Origin of the sequence: Pseudomonas chlororaphis subsp. chlororaphis, from assembly GCF_003945765.1 — a bacterium.
GTDB classification, from domain to species: Bacteria; Pseudomonadota; Gammaproteobacteria; order Pseudomonadales; family Pseudomonadaceae; genus Aquipseudomonas; species Aquipseudomonas chlororaphis.
In genome coordinates, this window is record NZ_CP027712.1 from 5,691,990 (window position 1) to 5,711,798 (window position 19,809).

The following is a 19,809-nucleotide window of genomic DNA, read 5'->3' on the forward strand; positions in this document are numbered from 1 at the left end:
ATGAACGACTCGAGGCTCGACCCGGATGCATCCGCCAGCGAATCCGATGGTGTCCATGAGCAAGGCTGGTTGCCGATTCGCGAGGTGACCCGCCAGACCGGGGTCAATGCCGTCACCCTGCGCGCCTGGGAACGCCGTTACGGGCTGATCGTGCCGCAACGCACCGCCAAGGGTCACCGGCTGTTTTCCAACGAACACGTGCAGCGCATCCTGAAGATCCTGACCTGGCTCGATCGCGGGGTGGCGGTCAGCCAGGTCAAGCACCTGCTGGACGCCGAGCCGGCGCCCAGCGAACCGGCCCACAACGACTGGCACCTGCAACGCCAGTGCCTGGTCCAGGCCATCAGCCAACTGGCCGAGCGCCAGGTCGACGAAAGCTTCAACCAGGCCATGGCGCTCTATCCGCCACGAACCTTGTGCGAGCACCTGCTGCTACCGCTGCTGGGCGAACTCGAACAGCGCTGGCAGGGCCGCTTCGGCATGCGAATGGAACGGGTGTTTTTCCATTCCTGGCTGCGCAGCAAATTCGCGGTGCGGGTCTATCACAACAATCGCCAGCTACAAGGCGCCCCGCTGCTGCTGATCAATCACTCGGACCTGCCGCTGGAGCCGCACCTGTGGCTCTGCGCCTGGCTGATCAGCAATGCCGACTGCCCGGTGCAAGTCTTCGACTGGCCGCTGCCCCCCGGTGAACTGGCCCTGGCCGCCGAACACCTGAAAGCGCGGGGCGTGCTGCTGTACGCGAGCCAGTCGATCAACCTGCGGCAACTGCCACGCCTGCTCGGCGGCCTCGACCGCCCGGTACTCATCGTCGGCCCAGCAGTGAGCATCCACCACGCCGAACTGGCCATCTGCACTACCAAGATCGCCAATCTGCACCTCGCCGCAGACCCGCTCTCGGCGCATCAGGCCCTGACCGGGCTAAGGCTTCTCTAATGCAGGAATTCCCATGCAACTGATCTGGCTACGCAGCGACCTGCGCCTGCATGACAACACCGCACTGAGCGCCGCAACCCAGCGCGGGCCGACCGTGGCCCTGTACCTGCTGAGCCCGCGGCAGTGGCAGGCGCATGACGATGCGCCGTGCAAGGTCGACTTCTGGCTGCGTAACCTTGAGCAGCTGAGCGGCGACCTGGCGCGGCTGAATATCCCGCTGCTGATCCGCCAAGCGCCGAGCTGGGAGCAGGCACCCCAGGTACTGTTGCAGCTGTGCCGGGAACTGGCCATCGAGGCGCTGCACGTCAATGAGGAATACGGCATTCACGAGAGTCGCCGTGACATGGCGGTGGCCAGCCTGCTGAAGAGCCAGGGCGTGGGCTTCCACAGCTACCTCGACCAACTGCTGTTCCGGCCCGGCAGTGTGCTGACCAGGAGCGGCGGCTACTTCCAGGTCTTCAGCCAGTTTCGCAAGGTCTGCTACAACCGGCTGCACAGCGCCCTGCCGCCACAGCTGGCGGCTCCCAGGGCGCAAGCCGCGCTGAGGATAAAGGCCGATGCGGTGCCCCGGCAGGTCGAGGGCTTCCCCACACCCGGCCCGCACCTGCAGGCGCTCTGGCCGGCCGGTGAAACCGCGGCGCAACAACGCCTGGCGCGCTTTGCCGAGACGCAGCTCGACCACTACCAGGCCGAGCGCGACTTGCCGGCCAGGCCCGGCACCAGCCAGCTTTCGCCCTACCTCGCCGCCGGCGTGCTGTCGCCGCGCCAATGCCTGCACGCGGCGCTGCAAAACAACCGGGGAGAGTTCGCCAGCGGTAGCCCCGGCGCCGTCACCTGGATCAACGAACTGCTCTGGCGCGAGTTCTACAAACACATCCTGGTGGGTTATCCGCGGGTGTCCCGGCACCGGGCCTTCCGCCCGGAAACCGAAGCCGTGGCCTGGCGCGATGCCCCCGAGGAGCTGGCGGCCTGGCAGCAGGCCCGCACCGGCCTGCCGATCATCGATGCAGCCATGCGCCAGTTGCTGGAAACCGGCTGGATGCACAACCGTTTGCGGATGATCGTGGCGATGTTCCTGACCAAGAACCTGCTAATCGACTGGCGCCAGGGCGAGCGCTTTTTCATGCACCACCTGATCGACGGCGACCTCGCGGCGAATAACGGTGGCTGGCAATGGAGTTCATCCACCGGCACCGATTCGGCGCCCTACTTCCGCATCTTCAACCCCTTGAGCCAGTCGCAGAGGTTCGACAGCCAAGGGACGTTCATCAAGCACTGGCTGCCAGAGCTGGCGGGATTGAGCGAAAAAGATATCCACAACCCGGCTGCCATGGGCGGCCTGTTCGGCGTGGCCGATTACCCGCCGCCGATGGTCGATCTGTCGATGTCCCGCGAGCGCGCCCTGGCGGCCTTCAAGAACCTGCCGTCACGGGTGGCGGCCGAGGAATATCGGGAGTAAGGGCGGCAGGCGTCCGTCAGTGGTTTCACACAGCCTGCGGCCACTGCCTTACACTGCGCGCCTATGACCACTATTCCTGTCACCCAGATCGCCGAAACGGCGGTCACCTGCTCGAGCTGCGCGGCCTGCTGCTGCCAACTGGAAGTGATGCTGATCACCGAAACCGGGGTGCCCGAACGTTTTATCGACACCGACGACTGGGGCGGCGAAGTCATGTTGCGACTGGATGATGGCTGGTGTGCCGCGCTGGATCGCAACAGCATGCTGTGCAGCATCTACGAACAACGGCCACTGATCTGCCGGGAGTTCGAGATGGGGGAAGTGGACTGCCTCAACGAACGCCGCGGCATCGCCACGGCGTATCGCTGAAAGGGTCTTACAGCGGCATGGTGTAATGCAGCGAGTAGCTCTCTACGCCGTCGTTGGGTGTCGCGATACCGGCATTGGAATAGTGCGTGGCACGGAGACCGACTTCATGCCCGCCGTTGAACCGCAGGCCGAAACCGAAGCGGTCCTCGAACTGGAACGCCGAACCGAGCTTGTTGTCCTCCACCTCGGTGTTGGCGAACACCGCCACGCCGATCCCCGCCTCGATGTAAGGCTTGATGTTCTGCCCGGCAAATTCGTACACCAGCACCGGCGAGAACGACAGGCTGTGGTTGCTGGACTTCTCGTCGCCATCCCAGAAGGTATAGGCACCGCTCCAGTAGCCGGTCAGGCGACCGACATCGCTTTGCAGCCAGCTTTTGTCCCAATCGAATTGCATACCCAGGCGATAGGTCTGGGTCGAATCGCCGGTCTGCCCCACCGAAAACTCGACGCCGGCCGCCTGTGCCGAAAAACTTTGCCCCAATAGCGCGGCTGCAAGTGCAGCCAAACAAAACATTCGTCTCATCAGGAACATCCTTTTCAAACGATTTGTATGGTGTTGTCAGATTCCGCAAACAGGTTAATAGAAATCTGTGCTTGAGCAGAAGTTCAGCTTAAATCACCGTTTCTGCGCGATTTTCTTATAGGGCGAAGCTTTGCACCGCTCCCGCCTCTTTCCAGAGCAGCGGCAGAATATGTTTGAAGTGATACGGATCGCCACTGGTCCAGAACCGGGCCTGGCGTGCAGGCCCCGCAGCCAACAGCTCGCGCTCGCCGAGCAGGCGCTCCAGCTGGCGGGCAACCGCGGCCCCGGTATCGATCAGGCTGATGTCCTCGGGGATCATCGACTTGAGCAACGGCTTGAGAAACGGATAGTGGGTGCAGCCGAGAATGAGGGTGTCACAGCCGGCCGCCAGCAGCGGTTCGACATAACCCTGCAGCAGTTGGCGCAACGCGGGGCTGTGCAGGTCCCCGGCTTCGATCCGCTCCACCAGGCCCGGACATGGCCGGGTAATGACCTTGATATCGGTGGCGAAACGATCGAGCAAGGCGGCGAACTTGGCACTCTGCAAGGTTCCGGTGGTGGCCAGCACGCCGACCACGCCGCTGCGGGTGGCGGCGGCAGCCGGCTTGACCGCGGGCTCCATGCCGATGATAGGCCAGTCCGGGTAGTCCCGACGCAGGTCGGCGACAGCGGCCACGGTCGCGGTGTTGCAGGCCAGCACCAGCGCCTTGGCGCCCTGCTCGCGGAAAAACCCGGCGACCAGGCTGCAACGCTGACGGATGAATTCGGGGGTTTTCTCGCCGTAGGGAATGTTGCCGCAATCGGCTACATATAGCAGCGACTCATGGGGCAGGCGCTGCTGGATCTCCGCCAGCACCGACAGGCCGCCGACGCCGGAGTCGAAGACACCGATCGGCGCCTCACGCATGTGGGCCCCCACAGACGCTGCAGCCCGGGTCGCGCTTGACCCGCAGTTCGCGAAAGCGCGTGCCCAGGGCATCGATCAACAACAGGCGACCCACCAGCGGCTCGCCGAACCCCACCAGCAGCTTCAAGGCCTCGAGGGCCTGCAGGCTGCCCACCAGCCCCACCAGCGGCCCGAGCACACCGGCCTCGCTGCAGGTCAGTTCGGCTTCGCTGCCGTGCCCATATAAACAGTGGTAGCACGGGCTCTCGGGACGCCGTGGGTCGAACACCGACAGTTGCCCTTCCAGGCGAATCGCCGCGCCGCTGACCAGCGGCTTGCCGGCGGCGACACAGGCGGCATTCACTGCTTCGCGGGTCGAGAAGTTATCGGTGCAATCGAGTACCAGGTCCACCGCCGTGACCGCGGCCGCCAGGGAGTCGGCATCCAGCGCGGCACGATGAGGCACCAGCTGGATTTCGGGATTGATCGCGGACAGACGCCCCATCGCCGAATCGACCTTGCTCAGGCCGATGCTGTCGGTGTCATGGATGATCTGGCGTTGCAGGTTGGTCAGGTCGACCGTGTCGAAGTCGGCCAGGTGCAGCTCGCCGACGCCCGCGGCGGCCAGGTACAAGGCCACCGGAGCGCCCAGGCCACCCAGGCCGACGATCAATACGCGGCTGGCCTTGAGTCGCAACTGGCCGTCGATGTCGACGTGCTGCAACAGAATCTGCCGGCTGTAGCGCAACAACTCCTGATCGTTCAGCACGGCAGGCGCCCCAGGCTGATGCGTTCATGACCGCCCAGGTCGACACGGCTGTGCACCTCGGCAAACCCTTGGCTGAGTAACAGGTCGCGTACAGCCGGCGCCTGGTCGTAGCCATGCTCGAGCATTAACCAGCCGCCAGCCTCAAGATGCTCTGGCGCCTGGGCGATGATCAGGCGCAGGTCGTCCAGCCCGTCCTTGCCCGCGACCAGGGCGCTCTCCGGCTCGAAACGCACATCGCCCGCCGCCAGGTGCGGGTCGGCGTCGGCGATATAGGGCGGGTTGCTGATGATCAGCTGATAACGCTCGCCTGGGAGAGCACTGAACCAATGGCTACTCAGCACCGTGACATTGTCCAGTTGCAGGCGCTGGCGGTTGCGTTCGGCCAGGGCCACGGCTTCCAGCACCCGGTCGACCGCGGTGACCCGCCACGCCGGGCGCTCGCTGGCCAGGGCCAGGGCGATGGCGCCGCTGCCGGTGCCCAGGTCGAGCACTCTGGCCGGGGTGGCGGGCAGCAGTTCCAGCGCCGCCTCCACCAGCAATTCGGTGTCGGGACGCGGAATCAGGGTGTGTGGCGCCACTTCCAGGTCGAGCTTCCAGAAGCCCTGCTGGCCAAGGATGTAAGCCACCGGTTCGCCGGAACGGCGCCGCTGCAGGTAACTGGAGAAGGTCAGCGCCGCTTCGCTGGGCACGATCCGCTCGGGCCAGGTGTGCAGGAAGCTGCGCGGCTTGCCCAGGGCAGCGGCCAGCAGCAACTCGGCATCCAGGCGGGCCGTGGGCGAATCGGGCAATTGGGCGGCGCGCAACAGGCTGGCGATGATGGTCATTTATGTTTACTCGCCCAGTGCCGCAAGTTGATCGGCCTGGTATTCGGCCAGAAGCGGTTCGATCACGGCCTCGACGCCACCGGCGAGGATTTCATCGAGGGAATAGAGAGTCAGGTTGACGCGGTGATCGGTCACCCGGCCCTGGGGAAAGTTGTAGGTGCGAATGCGCTCGGAACGGTCGCCCGAACCCACCAGCAGCTTGCGTTCGCTGGCAATCGCGTTGGCCGCGGCGCTGGTCTGCTGGTCGTTGAGCTTGGCCGACAGCCAGGACATGGCCCGCGCCCGGTTCTTGTGCTGGGAGCGTTCTTCCTGGCACTCGACCACGATTCCCGACGGGATGTGGGTGATGCGGATCGCCGAGTCGGTCTTGTTGACGTGCTGGCCACCGGCACCGGAGGAGCGGTAGGTATCGATCCGCAGGTCCGCGGGGTTGATCTCGATGGCTTCCTGTTCGTCCGGCTCGGGCAATACCGCCACGGTGCAGGCCGAAGTATGGATGCGGCCCTGGGACTCGGTGGCCGGCACCCGCTGCACGCGGTGGGCACCGGATTCGAATTTCAGCTTGCCGTAGACGTTCTCGCCTTCGACCCGGGCGATGACTTCTTTATAGCCGCCGTGCTCGCCCTCGTTTTCCGAGAGGATCTCCAGCCGCCAGCCACGCCGCTCGGCATAACGCGAATACATGCGGAACAGGTCGCCGGAGAAGATCGCCGCCTCGTCGCCACCGGTGCCGGCGCGGATTTCCAGGAACACGTTGCGCCCGTCGTTGGGGTCCTTGGGCAGCAGCATCCGTTGCAGGGTGCTTTCCAGCTCGACCAGTTGTTCCTTGGCCTCGCGGACTTCTTCCACCGCCATTTCACGCATGTCCGGATCGCTGTCCTTGAGCAGCGCCTGGGCGCCCTCGAGGTCGGCCTGGACCTTGAGCACCTGTTTATAGGTCTCGACGATCGGCTCGACTTCCGCGTACTCCTTGGAATAGGCGCGGAACTTGGCCTGATCGGAAATGACTTCGCCGTCGCCAAGCAACGCGGTCAGTTCTTCGAAACGGTCCTGGAGGACATCCAGCTTATTGAGCAGTGACGCTTTCATTGCGGTTTTTTATCCGAAGAGTCCGAAGCGCCCTCACCGAGGGCAAAGAGTTCCTGGGCCATGGCCAGCGCATCCAGGCGGCCTTCAGCGGTCAGTTTTTTCAACTGGACGCTGGGCGCATGCAGCAGTTTGTTGGTCAGGCCGCGAGCCAGTTGCATCAGGACGTCTTCGGCGCTGCTGCCGTTGGCCAGCATGCGCTGGGCCTTTTGCAGTTCCTCATCGCGCAGGCGCTCGCTCTGCTGACGATACGCCTTGAGCACGTCCACCGCAGCCAGCTCGCGCAGGCGCACCATGAAGTCCTCGGCGCCGATGTTCACCAGCTCTTCCGCCGCCTGCGCCGCGCCTTGGCGGCTCTTGAGGTTTTCGGCGACCACTTCGTGGAGATCGTCGACGGTATAGAGGTAAACGTCGTCCAACTCGCCGACTTCCGGTTCGATATCCCGCGGAACGGCAATATCCACCATGAAGATCGGCTTGTGCTTGCGCAGCTTCAGCGCGCTTTCCACCGCGCCCTTGCCAAGGATCGGCAACTGGCTGGCGGTGGAACTGATGACGATATCGCTGTGCACCAGCTCCTGGGGAATATCCGACAGCAGCACGGCATGGGCTCCAAACTGTTCGGCCAGGGTGCTGGCGCGCTCCAGCGTGCGGTTGGCGACCACGATGCGCTTGACCCCCAGGTCATGCAGGTGGCGGGCGACCAGGGTGATGGTCTCGCCGGCGCCGATCAGTAGCGCCTGGCTGCGCTGCAGATCGCTGAAAATCTGTTTCGCCAGGCTCACCGCGGCAAAGGCCACGGAAACCGGGTTTTCGCCGATGGCGGTGTCGGTACGCACCTGCTTGGCGGCGCTGAAGGTAGCCTGGAACAGCCGCCCCAGCAGCGGACCAATGGTTCCGGCCTCACGCGCCACGGCGTAGGCGGATTTCATCTGCCCGAGGATCTGCGGTTCGCCCAGCACCAGCGAGTCCAGCCCCGAGGCGACACGCATCATGTGACGAACGGCCGCATCGTCTTCGTGCACATAGGCACTGGCGCGCAGGTCTTCGAGGCTCAGATGGTGATACTCGGCCAGCCAGCGCAGCACGATATCCGCTGAAAGGTGATCCTGTTCTATATAGAGTTCACTGCGATTGCAGGTGGAGAGGATCGCAGCTTCGCGGCTGTCGGTGAGGCGGCAGAGCTGCTGCAAGGCCTCAACCAACTGCTCAGGGGTAAAGGCCACGCGCTCGCGGACGTCTACTGAAGCAGTCTTGTGGTTAATACCGAGTGCGAGGAAGGCCATTCAAGGTCGCTGATGATGTCGAGAAGCCGACAATTGTCCTACTTCGAAAGATTCAGAACAACCACTGCCGACTATTGTCCCAATAGACTGCCTCTGTAAGGCATCCGCTGAGTCTCGGTTATGTTTGGCCGAAGGCTTGTGTCATGATGATCCGACCGCAGGTTAGTCGTCCTCTTCCTATATGAATAGATCTTCCGCGTTGCTCCTCGCTTTTGTCTTCCTCAGCGGCTGCCAGGCCTTGGCCCCCGTTTCACCGGACGGTACGCCGCCGGTCGAAGACACTACCCCGGCTCCTGAAAAGCCCAAGGTTTACTCCTCGTTCAGCGAAGACACGGTCTTCAGCCTGCTGAGCGCGGAGCTGGCTGGCCAACGCAATCGTTTCGACATTGCCCTGGACAACTATGTCACCCAGGCCATCAATACCCAGGACCCGGGCATCTCCGAGCGGGCGTTTCGCATCGCCGAATACCTGGGCGCCGACCAGGCCGCGCTGGACACTGCGCTGATCTGGGCGAAAAACGCCCCGGACGACCTGGAAGCCCAGCGTGCCGCCGCCATCCAGCTGGCCCGCACCGGGCGTTACGACGAATCCATGGTCTATATGGAGAAAGTCCTGCAGGGCAAGGGCGATACCCATTTCGATTTCCTCGCGCTGTCGGCCGCCGACACCGACCAGGACACCCGCAACGGTCTGATGAAGAGTTTCGACCGCTTGCTGCAAAAACACCCGAACAACGGCCAACTGGTGTTCGGCAAGGCGCTGCTGCTGCAACAGGACGGCGACACCCGCGAAGCCCTGAAGCTGCTGGAGCAGAACCCTCCGGAAGAAGGCGAGATCGCGCCGATCCTCCTGCGCGCCCGCCTGCTGCAGAGCCTCAGCCGCGCCGACGAAGCCCTGCCGCTGCTGGAAAAAAGCATTCGCAAGTACCCGGACGACAAGCGCCTGCGCCTGACTTATGCGCGCATGCTGGTCGAGCAGGATCGCATGGACGACGCCAAGACCCAGTTCTCCAGCCTGGTCCAGCAGTATCCGGAAGACGACGAGCTGCGTTACTCCCTGGCGCTGGTCTGCCTGGAAGCCAAGGACTGGGAAGAAGCCAAGGGTTACCTGGAGGACCTGATCGCCCGGGAAAGCCACGTCGATTCGGCGCACCTGAACCTGGGCCGCATCGCCGAAGAACTCAACGACCCGCAAGGCGCGCTGGCGGAATACGGCCAGGTCGGCCCAGGTACCGACTACCTGCCGGCACAATTGCGCCAGGCCGACATCCTGATGAACAACGGCCGTACCGCCGAAGCCGAAAAACGCCTGGCCGCCGCCCGCGACACCCAGCCGGACTACGCCATCCAGCTGTACCTGATCGAAGCCGAAACCCTGTCCGCCAACAAACAGGGCGACAAGGCCTGGAAGATTCTCCAGCAAGCCTTGCAGCAATACCCGGACGATGTGAACCTGCTCTACACCCGTGCGATGCAGGCCGAGAAGCGCAACGACCTGGCCCAGATGGAAAAGGACCTGCGCCTGATCATCAAGCGCGAGCCGGACAACGCCATGGCATTGAACGCCCTCGGCTACACCCTGTCGGATCGCACGACCCGCTACGCCGAAGCCAAGGCCCTGATCGAACAGGCCCACCAGCTGACCCCGGACGATCCAGCGGTACTCGATAGCCTGGGCTGGGTGAACTATCGCCTGGGCAACCTCGCGGAAGCCGAACGCCTGCTGCGCCAGGCGCTGGAACGCTTTCCCGACCAGGAAGTCGCCGCGCACCTGGGCGAAGTGCTCTGGGCCAATGGCAAGCAACGCGAAGCCAAGCAGATCTGGAGCAAGTTCCTCAAGGACCAGCCCGACAGCCCTATCCTGCGCAGCACCATCAAGCGCCTGACCGGATCAGAGACCCTTTAAGACTATGTTTTTGCGCCACCTTATCGTTTTCAGCTTTATCGCTCTGCTCGCCGGTTGCTCGGGTTTCGGCACCCGCGAATCCGTCGAGGGTCACGGCAGCCCTGCGCTATGGCGCGAGCACAAACAGCAACTGAGCGGCCTCGACGGCTGGCAGATCAACGGCAAGATCGGCATTCGCGCCCCCAAGGATTCGGGCAGCGGCACGCTGTTCTGGCTGCAGCGCCAGGATTACTACGATATCCGCCTGTCCGGCCCGCTGGGTCGCGGCGCCGCCCGCCTGACCGGACGTCCCGGCAAGGTCGCGCTGGAAGTCGCCAACCAGGGACGTTACGAAGCTCCGACTCCGGAAGCCCTGCTCGAAGAACAGCTGGGCTGGAACCTGCCGGTCTCGCATCTGGCCTGGTGGGTTCGCGGACTGCCCGCCCCCGACAGCAAGAGTCGCCTGACCCTGGATGGCGACAGCCGCCTGTCCAATCTCGAACAGGACAACTGGCAGGTCGAATACCTGAGTTATGCACAACAGAGCGGTTACTGGCTGCCCGAGCGGATCAAGCTGCATGGCCGCGACCTTGACGTCACGCTGGTGATCAAGGAATGGCAACCACGCAAGCTGGGGCAGTAAGCATGAGCGCGCCACGACTGACCCTGCCCTCCCCGGCAAAACTCAATCTGATGCTGCATATCCTCGGTCGCCGTGAAGACGGCTATCACGAACTGCAGACGATTTTTCAGTTTCTCGATTACGGCGACGAAATCACCTTTGCCGTGCGTGATGACGGCGTCATTCGCCTGCATACGGAGTTCGCCGGCGTCCCCCACGACAGCAACCTGATCGTGCGCGCGGCCAAACAGCTTCAGGAACAGTCCGCATGCCCGTTGGGCATCGATATCTGGATCGAAAAAGTCCTGCCCATGGGCGGCGGCATCGGTGGTGGCAGTTCCAATGCAGCGACCACTTTGCTGGGCCTGAATCACCTCTGGCAACTGGGCTGGAACGAAGATCGCCTGGCCGCGCTGGGCCTTTCCCTGGGCGCCGACGTGCCGGTTTTCGTGCGGGGGCATGCGGCTTTCGCCGAGGGCGTGGGAGAAAAACTCACCCCGGTAGACCCCGAGGAACCTTGGTATCTCGTGCTGGTGCCGCAAGTCTCTGTAAGTACAGCAGAAATTTTTTCAGATCCGCTGTTGACACGTGACACTCCGCCCATTAAAGTGCGCCCCGTTCCCAAGGGAAACGGCAGAAATGACTGTTTGCCGGTGGTTGCAAGGCGTTATCCAGATGTACGTAACGCATTGAATTTGCTAGGTAAATTTACCGAAGCAAAACTGACCGGAACTGGAAGTTGTGTGTTTGGGGGCTTCCCAAGCAAAGCTGAAGCTGATAAAGTCTCGGCCCTTCTTACAGAGACCCTTACAGGGTTTGTAGCAAAAGGAAGCAACGTTTCGATGTTGCATCGCAAGCTGCAAAGTCTGCTCTAAAAGGAACCAAGTGCCAGGCACTTGATGCAACAGATACAGGGGCGTCGCCAAGCGGTAAGGCAGCAGGTTTTGATCCTGCCATGCGTTGGTTCGAATCCAGCCGCCCCTGCCATTTTCCTTATACTCATCCAGGTATACCCTCAGCCTTCAGGTACTGCGCGTGTCCAAGATGATGGTCTTTACGGGGAACGCTAACCCCGATCTGGCTCGGCGTGTCGTACGTCAGCTGCATATCCCTCTCGGTGACATCTCTGTCGGTAAGTTTTCCGACGGCGAAATTACCGCTGAGATCAATGAAAATGTCCGCGGTAAAGACGTCTTCATTATTCAGCCGACTTGCGCTCCGACCAACGATAACCTGATGGAACTCGTCGTGATGGCTGATGCCTTCCGCCGCTCCTCAGCGACTCGAATCACTGCTGTAATTCCTTACTTTGGTTATGCCCGTCAGGATCGCCGTCCGCGTTCCGCACGTGTGGCTATCAGCGCGAAAGTCGTGGCTGACATGCTTACCGTAGTCGGCATCGACCGTGTTCTCACGGTTGATCTGCATGCTGACCAGATTCAGGGCTTCTTCGATATTCCGGTAGATAACATCTACGGCTCCCCGGTTCTAGTGGATGACATCGAAGACCAACGTTTCGAAAACCTGATGATCGTCTCCCCGGACATTGGCGGCGTCGTGCGTGCACGTGCCGTTGCCAAATCCCTGGGCGTGGATCTCGGGATCATCGACAAGCGCCGCGAGAAAGCCAATCACTCTGAAGTGATGCATATCATCGGTGACGTTGAAGGCCGTACCTGCATCCTGGTTGACGACATGGTCGATACCGCCGGCACCCTGTGCCACGCGGCCAAGGCCCTGAAAGAGCATGGCGCTGCCAAGGTCTTTGCCTACTGCACACACCCTGTGCTGTCGGGTCGAGCAATCGAGAACATTGAAAATTCCGTGCTGGACGAGCTGGTGGTGACCAACACCATCCCGCTGTCCGCTGCAGCACAAGCCTGTGCGCGTATCCGTCAACTGGATATCGCACCGGTTGTTGCCGAAGCGGTTCGCCGTATCAGCAACGAAGAATCGATCAGCGCGATGTTCCGCTAGGGCCCTGCCCTAGCCTTACATCTCGATGACGAAAAGCGCCCCGCCCCAGCATTCCTGTTGGGGCGGGGCTTTTTTGCCCATATCGCCTTTAGCGCTGGTCGCAAACGCTGGGGCGAGTGTGGTTATTTTGGAGATACAACATGAACGATTTTACTCTGAATGCTGAACTGCGTTCCGACCTGGGGAAAGGTGCGAGCCGCCGCCTGCGTCGTCTCGCAAGCCTGGTTCCAGCTGTAGTTTACGGTGGCGACAAAGCCCCTGAATCCATCAGCATGCTGGCCAAAGAAGTTGCCAAACTGCTCGAAAACGAAGCGGCTTTCAGCCACGTTATCGAACTGAACGTTGGCGGCACCAAGCAAAACGTCGTGATCAAGGCGCTGCAACGTCACCCGGCCAAAGGCCACGTGATGCACGCTGACTTCGTACGCGTTGTTGCTGGTCAGAAACTGACCGCTATCGTTCCAGTGCACTTCATCAACGAAGCTGCTCCGGTCAAGAAAGGCGGCGAGATTTCGCACGTTATCGCTGAAATCGAAGTGTCCTGCCTGCCGAAAGACCTGCCTGAGTTCATCGAAGTCGACCTGGGCGACGCTGAAATCGGCACCATCGTTCACCTGTCGAACATCAAGGCCCCTAAAGGCGTTGAGTTCGTTGCTCTGGCTCACGGTAACGACCTGGCTGTTGCCAACGTTCACGCTCCACGTGTTGCTCCAGAAGCTGCAGAAGGCGCTGCAGAGTAATTCACTCTGCTTGCCGGAGTTACCGGAAACATCGCGGACTGGAACGTAGCGAGAAAGCGGGCGGGAACGCGGAGTTTACATAATGGTAAATGAGCACTTGTCGTCCACTTTCGCCGCACACTCCAGTCGCGGCGATGTTATCCACAACTCCAAGGAAGGGCCCCTATCGTGACTGCCATCAAACTGATCGTTGGCCTGGGTAATCCAGGCGCCGAATACGAACAGACCCGGCATAACGCAGGGGCCCTTTTTGTTGAGCGCATCGCCGAGAAACAAGGCGTCAGCCTTGTGGCCGATCGCAAATATTTCGGCCTGACCGGGCGCTTTTCGCACCAGGGCCAGGACATTCGCCTGCTGATACCCACCACCTACATGAACCGCAGCGGCCAGGCCGTGGCGGCATTGGCCGGTTTCTTCCGTATCAAGCCCGAAGAAATCCTGGTGGCGCATGACGAACTCGACCTGCCACCCGGCGTCGCCAAGCTCAAACAGGGCGGCGGGCATGGCGGGCACAATGGGTTGCGCGACATCATCGCGCAACTGGGCAACCAGAATACCTTTCACCGCTTGCGGCTTGGCATCGGCCACCCAGGCGTCGCCAGCATGGTCTCGAACTTTGTCCTGGGTCGTGCGCCGCGCGCCGAACAGGAAAAGCTCGATGCCAGCATCGATTTTGCCCTCGGCGTGCTGCCGGATATCTTCGCCGGTGAATGGAACCGTGCGATGAAAAACCTGCACAGCCAGAAGGCCTGACTCTTATCCGAGGGGAAACACCATGGGATTCAACTGCGGCATCGTCGGCCTGCCTAACGTCGGCAAGTCCACCCTGTTCAACGCCCTGACCAAATCCGGTATCGCGGCCGAGAACTTCCCCTTCTGCACCATCGAGCCGAACAGCGGCATCGTGCCGATGCCGGATCCGCGTCTGGACGCCCTGGCCGCCATCGTGGTGCCCGAGCGCGTGCTGCCGACCACCATGGAGTTCGTCGACATCGCCGGCCTGGTGGCGGGTGCCTCGAAAGGTGAAGGCCTGGGTAACAAGTTCCTGGCCAACATCCGCGAAACCGATGCCATCGCCCACGTGGTCCGCTGCTTCGAAGACGACAACGTGATCCACGTGTCCAACAGCGTCGACCCGAAACGCGACATCGAGATCATCGACCTGGAACTGATCTTCGCCGACCTCGACAGCTGCGAAAAGCAACTGCAGAAAGTCGCGCGCAACGCCAAGGGCGGTGACAAGGACGCCGTGGCGCAGAAAGCCCTGCTCGAGCAACTGATCGCGCACTTCACCGAAGGCAAGCCAGCGCGCAGCCTGATGAAGAACATGAGCGCCGACGAAAAAGCAGTGATCAAAGGCTTCCACCTGCTGACCACCAAGCCGGTCATGTACATCGCCAACGTTGCTGAAGACGGTTTCGAAAACAACCCGCACCTTGACGTGGTCAAGGCCATCGCCGAAGAAGAAGGCGCCGTGGTTGTGCCGGTCTGCAACAAGATCGAAGCGGAAATCGCCGAACTTGAAGACGGCGAAGAGAAAGACATGTTCCTCGAAGCCCTGGGCCTCGAAGAACCTGGCCTGAACCGCGTGATCCGCGCCGGCTACGAAATGCTGCACCTGCAGACCTATTTCACCGCGGGTGTAAAGGAAGTGCGCGCCTGGACCGTCCGCGTCGGCGCTACCGCTCCGCAGGCCGCCGCGGTGATCCACACCGACTTCGAGAAAGGCTTCATCCGCGCCGAAGTGATCGCCTACAACGACTTCATCCAGTTCAAGGGTGAAGCCGGTGCCAAGGAAGCCGGTAAATGGCGCCTGGAAGGCAAGGACTACATCGTCAAGGACGGCGACGTGATGCACTTCCGTTTCAACGTCTGATCTGACCTGTGCGAAATGCCCCGTGGCTTGAAACCCAAGCCACGGGCTCGCCGATGGGACTCCTGGCCCTGCTGGCTGTTACGCCCCCCTTACTCCCTCCTATTTGCCAATGCTTTACGGACATCCCCTGCCCCATGCCCGCTGTCAGGCCAATGCCTGTTTTGCCTGAAGCGGTGGACACTTCATCGCGCCACGCGACAGGAGTACCCTGCGCACCGCTGACACTGTCAGATACTTGCATGCGTTCTGCTTAACTCTATGCTCTCGCTACGCACGGACAGGAACCCGCCACAGATGCAAAGGAAAGTAATACTCGTCGACGATCATCTGCTGACACTGATCGGCATCCGCGCCTCGCTCAGCGGCGACAGCACGTTGCAGATCGTCGGCGAGGCCCAGAATGTCGAAGGGCTGTTCCAGCTGTTGGCCGAACAGCCCTGCGATCTGGTCGTCACCGATCTGATGATGCCCCACAGCGAACAGGCCGACGGCATCCGTCTGATCGAACAGTTGCGCCGCCGTTACCCCCAGATCGCAGTCATCGTGGTGACCATGCTCAACAACCCGGCGCTGCTGGCCTCGATCCTCAAGCTGGGGGTCCAGGGGTTGATCAGCAAGCGCGGGGTACAAGGCGACCTGCAAAAGGCCATTCGCGCAAGCCAAGCCAAACCCTTCGTCTCCCCGTCCATCCGGCATCTGTTCGACCCCGTGGAGCCTATGGCCGAGGTCGAACAACTGTCCCCCGCGAAGTCGAGGTGCTACGCCTCTACGGCGCCGGGCTGTCGGTCAATGAAATAGCCACGCACCTCAATCGTTCCAAGCAGACCATCAGCAGCCAGAAGAGCAGCGCCATGCGCAAGCTGGGCCTGGACAGCAACGCCAGCCTCTACCTGTACATCCAGGAAGTCGGGCTGGCCTGAGACTATGCCGAACCCTCCAGCCGGCCTGCCGCGCCTGATCCTCTGGATCATGCTCTTGCTGACCAGTGTCGCGTCCCTGGGCGCCGCCGAGCCTGAGCCTGCGCCGCTGTCCCTGGCCACGCTGATGGCCATGCGTCAGACGTTGCCCCCTCGCCCGCTACGGGTCGCCGAAGTGAGCGCCTCCAACGAGCAACCCGAACCTCGTGGCAACGATGTGCTCAACCAGATCACCAACGACTACCTGGAACACATCAGCCAGTTTCTCGAACTGCCGATTCAACGGGTGCCCTACCCTTCGGTGGACAGTGCCATCGCCGCCCTGATCGCTGGGGACATCGATCTGATGCCCCGCGCCACCGAGTACGAAAGAAAACAATCTGGGTTCGTCTACAGCAAGCCCTACCTGGACAACGAGCCGATCATCGTCGGGCGCATCGCCGACAAGGACCTGTCCCCAGACCTGGCGGGCAAACGCGTGCTGGTTCCGGCCTACTATGTGCAGGCTGAAACAGTCGGAAAGGCCTATCCCAAGGCTGAACTGATCGTGATCAACAGCATTGTCGAAGGCCTGCAACGCCTGTCCGACGGCGGAGCCGACGCACTGATCGGCGATCAACTGCGCACCAATTTCTATATGCGCAGCCTGGCCAACCTCAAGTTGCAGAACAAGTACGTCGCCAACCTGCCGGCCATGGGTTTCAGCTTCGCCGTCCGCGGGCATGAGGATAATCTGGTGCCCCTGATCAACGCCGCGCTGAAGACGGTTTCCCGGGAGCGCAAGCAAGAGATACTGCAGCACTGGGAACGCTCGCCCTGGCTGTTCGCGCCGACCGACTCCTTCGCCCTCAACAGCGCGGAAGACAGCTGGCTCAAGCGTCTTCCTTCGCTGAACCTGATCGCCCACGAAATCCCCAATTACCTGTATCGCAAGGACGACGGCCAATGGGCCGGACTGGCGTTCAATGTGCTGCGCAGCCTGGCCGACGACTACCAGCTGCAACTGAACATCATCGACAGCCAATCCCCGGATATTGACCGCCAGCGCCTGGAACGGGATGAGGCGCAAATCGCCCTATCGCTGGCACCGACTCCGGTCCGACAAAAGAGCCTGTTGTTCAGCGATGGCTTCGGCACCGAGTACTGGGCCTTCATTACCCGCGAGGGCGCCAGTTCCCCCAGCTCGCTAGCGGCCCTGGAGGGCAGGCGCCTGGCGATCGCCGCCGGACATCCCCTGCAGCCTCTGCTCCAGAGCCGCTACCCGAGCATCGAACTGGTACTCACCGACCACTATTCCCAGGCCGTGCATCTGGTCGAACAGGGCATGGTCGACGCCACGCTGAACAGCGCCGCCGATGCCCAACTGCTGGACAACCCCCGGCTCCGGAGCGGCAAGCAGTTCCAGGCCCAGGCCGAGCCCCTGGTGTTCGCCGTATCGGCCAAGCACCCCGAACTCCTGAGCATTCTCAACAAGCTCCTGTATTCGTTGAAAACTTCGGACGGCAATCAGGACCGCATCAGCATCCAGGCGCGGCCCGCCACCAAGGGTTCGCTCTGGGCCTACCTGCCGAGCTGGGTCTGGCAAAGCGCCGCGCTGGTCCTGGTGCTGGTGTTGCTGTCGTTTTACTGGAACTGGCGCCTGCGGATTCAGATCCGCCAGCGGCGCGTCGCGCAGAATCAGCTCAAGGACCAACTGGCCTTCCAGTTCGCCTTGCTCAACGGCTTGCCCATCCCGCTTTACGTGCGTGACTTGCAAGGGCGCCTGAGCACCTGCAACCACGCTTATGAGCAGTTCTTCGGCCGGTCCCTGGACGAGATGCGCGGCACCACGCCGCAAGAGCAAGGCATCGCCCCACGCGCCCTGGCCCTGGATCTGGAGGAGCAGCACCAACGGCTGCTGGATAACCGCCAGTCGCAATTCCTCGACAGCGTGATCGAGGTCGATGGCCAGGCCCATCATATCTACCAATGGCTGGTGCCCTTCTACACCGCACTCGGCAAGCAGCAGGGCCTGCTGGGCGGCTGGATCGACATCAGCGTGCGCAAGCACCTGGAACACAAGCTGCTCGAAGCCCAGCAGCAGGCAATCGACGCCAGCGCGGCGAAAAGCCAGTTCCTCGCGACCATGAGCCATGAGCTGCGCACCCCGCTGAACGCCATGGTTGGCCTGCTGGAGCTGGAAACCAGCGGCGCGTCCACCCCTTCGCAAAACCTCAGCATCGCCCAGCAGTCGGCGCAATCGATGATCGATCTGATCGGCAACATTCTCGATCTGGACAAGGTCGAGACCGGCCAGATGGAGCTGGTGCCCGGCCCCACCGACCTCGATCAACTATTGGCCAACTGCCTTGAGCTGTTCGCCGCGCAGGCCCGGGAAAAACACCTGGAGCTGAAGCTGCAACACCGCCTGCCCCCCGAGCGGCGCTACCAGGTGGACGCCCTGCGCCTGACGCAGATCCTTCACAACCTGTTGTCCAACGCCTTGAAGTTCACGAACCAGGGCTGGGTCGAACTGTCGGTCCAGGAGCTGGACTCGGGGCCTCGGCAAAGCCGCCTGATGTTCCATGTCAGCGACACCGGCATCGGCATCGCCGAGGATCAGCAGCCGCAGATTTTCGCGCCTTACCAGCAAGCCCACGCCGAGATCGCCCACCTGCACGGCGGTTCCGGCCTGGGCCTGAGCATCTGCAAACAGCTGGTCGAGCTCATGGGCGGCAGCATCCGCCTCGCCAGTGCGCCGGACCAGGGTTGCCGGGTCAGCTTCGAACTGACCCTGCCCTGGCAACCGGACAAGGACCAGCCGCAGCATGCCCTTCAAGGCGCTACGGCGGTGGCCGGGTTGAATGTACTGATCGTCGACGACGTCTCCACCAACGGCCTGGTGCTCGAACAGCAACTGCTCAGGCTCGGCCATCGCGGGACCTACGTCAGCAATGGCAAGGCGGCCTTGCAAGCCTGGGAGCAGGGCCAGTTCGATGTGCTGGTCACCGATTGCAACATGCCGCACATGGACGGCTACGCCCTGGCCCGCAGTGTCCGTGCCGCAGAACAGGCGTGCGGGCTGCCCAGGATCCCGATCATCGGCTACACCGCCCGCGCCCTGGCAGACGAAAAGCAGCGTTGCCAGGCGGCCGGCATGGACGACCTGATGATCAAGCCCATCGTCCTCGAGCGCCTGCGGGAAATACTCGGCAAGCTGAAAGCGCCCGGGCTATCCAGTTCATCCCTCAACGCCCCCCTCACGCCGCCCCTCGCCCCAGCGCCTGACGAGGAGGCTGCCGCAACGTTCGACCTGACCTACCTGGAGGGCTTCCAGAGCGATCCGCAGCTCAAGGAGCGCTTGCTCCAGGAGCTGCGCCGGAACCTGGAGCAGGAGCGCGAGCTGCTGAGCGCCCCGCTGCCCGACCCGCCGGAGTTCCTCGAACAGTGGGTCCACCGGGTCAGCGGCCTGGCCTGCACAGTCGATTCGCCGGCGTTGATGCGGGCCTGCCTCGACCTGCAACGTGCGGCTCGTGGAAGCGAGCAGGACCTGGAGGCGCAACGCCACGCAGTGCTGTCGGTCATCGAACGCATGCTGCGCGATATCGAACGCCACGCCTGACCCGTCCCGGGCAGCCCTGAGCAACAATCCGGCCCTGGGCAACCCCAGGC

17 protein-coding genes, 1 tRNA gene and 1 pseudogene are annotated in these 19,809 nt (G+C 62.3%); 13 read left to right on the forward strand and 6 right to left on the reverse strand.

Features of this window, described 5'->3' with window-relative positions:
- The 3 genes from C4K27_RS25770 (at position 1) to C4K27_RS25780 (ending at position 2,764) form a co-directional block, all read left to right on the forward strand.
- The gene (locus C4K27_RS25770; protein WP_053262595.1) at positions 1 to 936 is read left to right on the forward strand and encodes a MerR family transcriptional regulator; all 936 of its coding nucleotides are present in this window, start codon (positions 1 to 3) and stop codon (positions 934 to 936) included.
- 13 nt (positions 937 to 949) lie between these two features.
- A complete protein-coding gene (gene phrB / locus C4K27_RS25775) occupies positions 950 to 2,395 on the forward strand; it encodes a deoxyribodipyrimidine photo-lyase (RefSeq protein WP_053262596.1) in 1,446 nt (481 codons plus the stop codon).
- A gap of 63 nt (positions 2,396 to 2,458) precedes the next feature.
- Complete coding sequence (locus C4K27_RS25780; protein ID WP_023967381.1) at positions 2,459 to 2,764, forward strand: YkgJ family cysteine cluster protein; 306 nt, start codon at positions 2,459 to 2,461, stop codon at positions 2,762 to 2,764.
- A 7-nt stretch (positions 2,765 to 2,771) separates the two neighbouring features.
- On the opposite strand, the gene C4K27_RS25785 is transcribed toward C4K27_RS25780, so the two are convergent.
- The 6 genes from C4K27_RS25785 to hemA all read right to left on the reverse strand — a co-directional run bounded on the left by C4K27_RS25785 (position 2,772) and on the right by hemA (position 8,141).
- A complete protein-coding gene (locus C4K27_RS25785) occupies positions 2,772 to 3,290 on the reverse strand; it encodes an acyloxyacyl hydrolase (RefSeq protein ID WP_007928361.1) in 519 nt (172 codons plus the stop codon).
- Between the two features lie 115 nt (positions 3,291 to 3,405).
- On the reverse strand, positions 3,406 to 4,197 hold the full coding sequence (gene murI, locus C4K27_RS25790) for a glutamate racemase (protein WP_053262597.1): 792 nt from the start codon (positions 4,195 to 4,197) through the stop codon (positions 3,406 to 3,408).
- Positions 4,190 to 4,945 (reverse strand): molybdopterin-synthase adenylyltransferase MoeB, encoded by a 756-nt coding sequence (locus tag C4K27_RS25795; RefSeq protein WP_053262598.1) that lies wholly within the window; start codon positions 4,943 to 4,945, stop codon positions 4,190 to 4,192. Before C4K27_RS25795 ends, murI begins: the two co-directional genes overlap by 8 nt.
- The gene (gene prmC, locus C4K27_RS25800; protein WP_053262599.1) at positions 4,939 to 5,769 is read right to left on the reverse strand and encodes a peptide chain release factor N(5)-glutamine methyltransferase; all 831 of its coding nucleotides are present in this window, start codon (positions 5,767 to 5,769) and stop codon (positions 4,939 to 4,941) included. The genes C4K27_RS25795 and prmC overlap by 7 nt, the downstream gene beginning before the upstream one ends.
- Before the next feature lie 6 nt (positions 5,770 to 5,775).
- Complete coding sequence (prfA, locus tag C4K27_RS25805; protein ID WP_007928353.1) at positions 5,776 to 6,858, reverse strand: peptide chain release factor 1; 1,083 nt, start codon at positions 6,856 to 6,858, stop codon at positions 5,776 to 5,778.
- Entirely contained in the window at positions 6,855 to 8,141 is a 1,287-nt protein-coding gene (hemA, locus tag C4K27_RS25810; RefSeq protein ID WP_053262600.1) for a glutamyl-tRNA reductase, read from the reverse strand. Before hemA ends, prfA begins: the two co-directional genes overlap by 4 nt.
- 181 nt (positions 8,142 to 8,322) lie before the next feature.
- Here hemA and C4K27_RS25815 point away from each other — a divergent pair, with 181 nt between their 5' ends.
- The 10 genes and pseudogenes from C4K27_RS25815 (at position 8,323) to C4K27_RS25860 (ending at position 19,759) form a co-directional block, all read left to right on the forward strand.
- Positions 8,323 to 10,047 (forward strand): tetratricopeptide repeat protein, encoded by a 1,725-nt coding sequence (locus C4K27_RS25815; RefSeq protein WP_053262601.1) that lies wholly within the window; start codon positions 8,323 to 8,325, stop codon positions 10,045 to 10,047.
- Positions 10,048 to 10,051: 4 nt separating this feature from the next.
- The gene (gene lolB, locus C4K27_RS25820; RefSeq protein ID WP_007928346.1) at positions 10,052 to 10,669 is read left to right on the forward strand and encodes a lipoprotein insertase outer membrane protein LolB; all 618 of its coding nucleotides are present in this window, start codon (positions 10,052 to 10,054) and stop codon (positions 10,667 to 10,669) included.
- 2 nt (positions 10,670 to 10,671) lie between these two features.
- Complete coding sequence (gene ispE, locus C4K27_RS25825) at positions 10,672 to 11,523, forward strand: 4-(cytidine 5'-diphospho)-2-C-methyl-D-erythritol kinase (RefSeq protein WP_053262602.1); 852 nt, start codon at positions 10,672 to 10,674, stop codon at positions 11,521 to 11,523.
- Positions 11,524 to 11,560: 37 nt separating this feature from the next.
- Positions 11,561 to 11,635: transfer RNA gene (locus tag C4K27_RS25830), tRNA-Gln, on the forward strand.
- Positions 11,636 to 11,683: 48 nt separating this feature from the next.
- Positions 11,684 to 12,625, forward strand: coding sequence for a ribose-phosphate pyrophosphokinase (locus C4K27_RS25835; protein ID WP_003171603.1), 942 nt, complete (start codon positions 11,684 to 11,686; stop codon positions 12,623 to 12,625).
- 140 nt (positions 12,626 to 12,765) lie between these two features.
- Positions 12,766 to 13,365: a 50S ribosomal protein L25/general stress protein Ctc gene (locus C4K27_RS25840; protein WP_007928342.1), complete on the forward strand. Its 600-nt coding sequence runs from the start codon at positions 12,766 to 12,768 to the stop codon at positions 13,363 to 13,365.
- 168 nt (positions 13,366 to 13,533) lie between these two features.
- Entirely contained in the window at positions 13,534 to 14,118 is a 585-nt protein-coding gene (pth, locus tag C4K27_RS25845) for an aminoacyl-tRNA hydrolase (protein WP_007928340.1), read from the forward strand.
- A gap of 22 nt (positions 14,119 to 14,140) precedes the next feature.
- Positions 14,141 to 15,241 (forward strand): redox-regulated ATPase YchF, encoded by a 1,101-nt coding sequence (gene ychF, locus C4K27_RS25850; protein WP_007928338.1) that lies wholly within the window; start codon positions 14,141 to 14,143, stop codon positions 15,239 to 15,241.
- 294 nt (positions 15,242 to 15,535) lie between these two features.
- Positions 15,536 to 16,161: pseudogene (locus C4K27_RS25855) on the forward strand (response regulator).
- A gap of 4 nt (positions 16,162 to 16,165) precedes the next feature.
- Entirely contained in the window at positions 16,166 to 19,759 is a 3,594-nt protein-coding gene (locus C4K27_RS25860; protein WP_053262604.1) for an ATP-binding protein, read from the forward strand.
- Positions 19,760 to 19,809: the final 50 nt, after the last annotated feature.

What these genes read in the sequence shown, in the direction of transcription:
- C4K27_RS25785 (WP_007928361.1), bottom strand. Translation starts at nt 3,290, where the DNA reads ATGAGACGAATGTTTTGTTTGGCTGCACTTGCAGCCGCGCTATTGGGG.
- murI (WP_053262597.1), bottom strand. Translation starts at nt 4,197, where the DNA reads ATGCGTGAGGCGCCGATCGGTGTCTTCGACTCCGGCGTCGGCGGCCTG.
- ychF (WP_007928338.1), top strand. Translation starts at nt 14,141, where the DNA reads ATGGGATTCAACTGCGGCATCGTCGGCCTGCCTAACGTCGGCAAGTCC.
- lolB (WP_007928346.1), top strand. Translation starts at nt 10,052, where the DNA reads ATGTTTTTGCGCCACCTTATCGTTTTCAGCTTTATCGCTCTGCTCGCC.
- prfA (WP_007928353.1), bottom strand. Translation starts at nt 6,858, where the DNA reads ATGAAAGCGTCACTGCTCAATAAGCTGGATGTCCTCCAGGACCGTTTC.
- ispE (WP_053262602.1), top strand. Translation starts at nt 10,672, where the DNA reads ATGAGCGCGCCACGACTGACCCTGCCCTCCCCGGCAAAACTCAATCTG.
- phrB (WP_053262596.1), top strand. Translation starts at nt 950, where the DNA reads ATGCAACTGATCTGGCTACGCAGCGACCTGCGCCTGCATGACAACACC.
- hemA (WP_053262600.1), bottom strand. Translation starts at nt 8,141, where the DNA reads ATGGCCTTCCTCGCACTCGGTATTAACCACAAGACTGCTTCAGTAGAC.
- C4K27_RS25780 (WP_023967381.1), top strand. Translation starts at nt 2,459, where the DNA reads ATGACCACTATTCCTGTCACCCAGATCGCCGAAACGGCGGTCACCTGC.
- C4K27_RS25860 (WP_053262604.1), top strand. Translation starts at nt 16,166, where the DNA reads ATGCCGAACCCTCCAGCCGGCCTGCCGCGCCTGATCCTCTGGATCATG.
- C4K27_RS25840 (WP_007928342.1), top strand. Translation starts at nt 12,766, where the DNA reads ATGAACGATTTTACTCTGAATGCTGAACTGCGTTCCGACCTGGGGAAA.
- prmC (WP_053262599.1), bottom strand. Translation starts at nt 5,769, where the DNA reads ATGACCATCATCGCCAGCCTGTTGCGCGCCGCCCAATTGCCCGATTCG.
- C4K27_RS25815 (WP_053262601.1), top strand. Translation starts at nt 8,323, where the DNA reads ATGAATAGATCTTCCGCGTTGCTCCTCGCTTTTGTCTTCCTCAGCGGC.
- C4K27_RS25770 (WP_053262595.1), top strand. Translation starts at nt 1, where the DNA reads ATGAACGACTCGAGGCTCGACCCGGATGCATCCGCCAGCGAATCCGAT.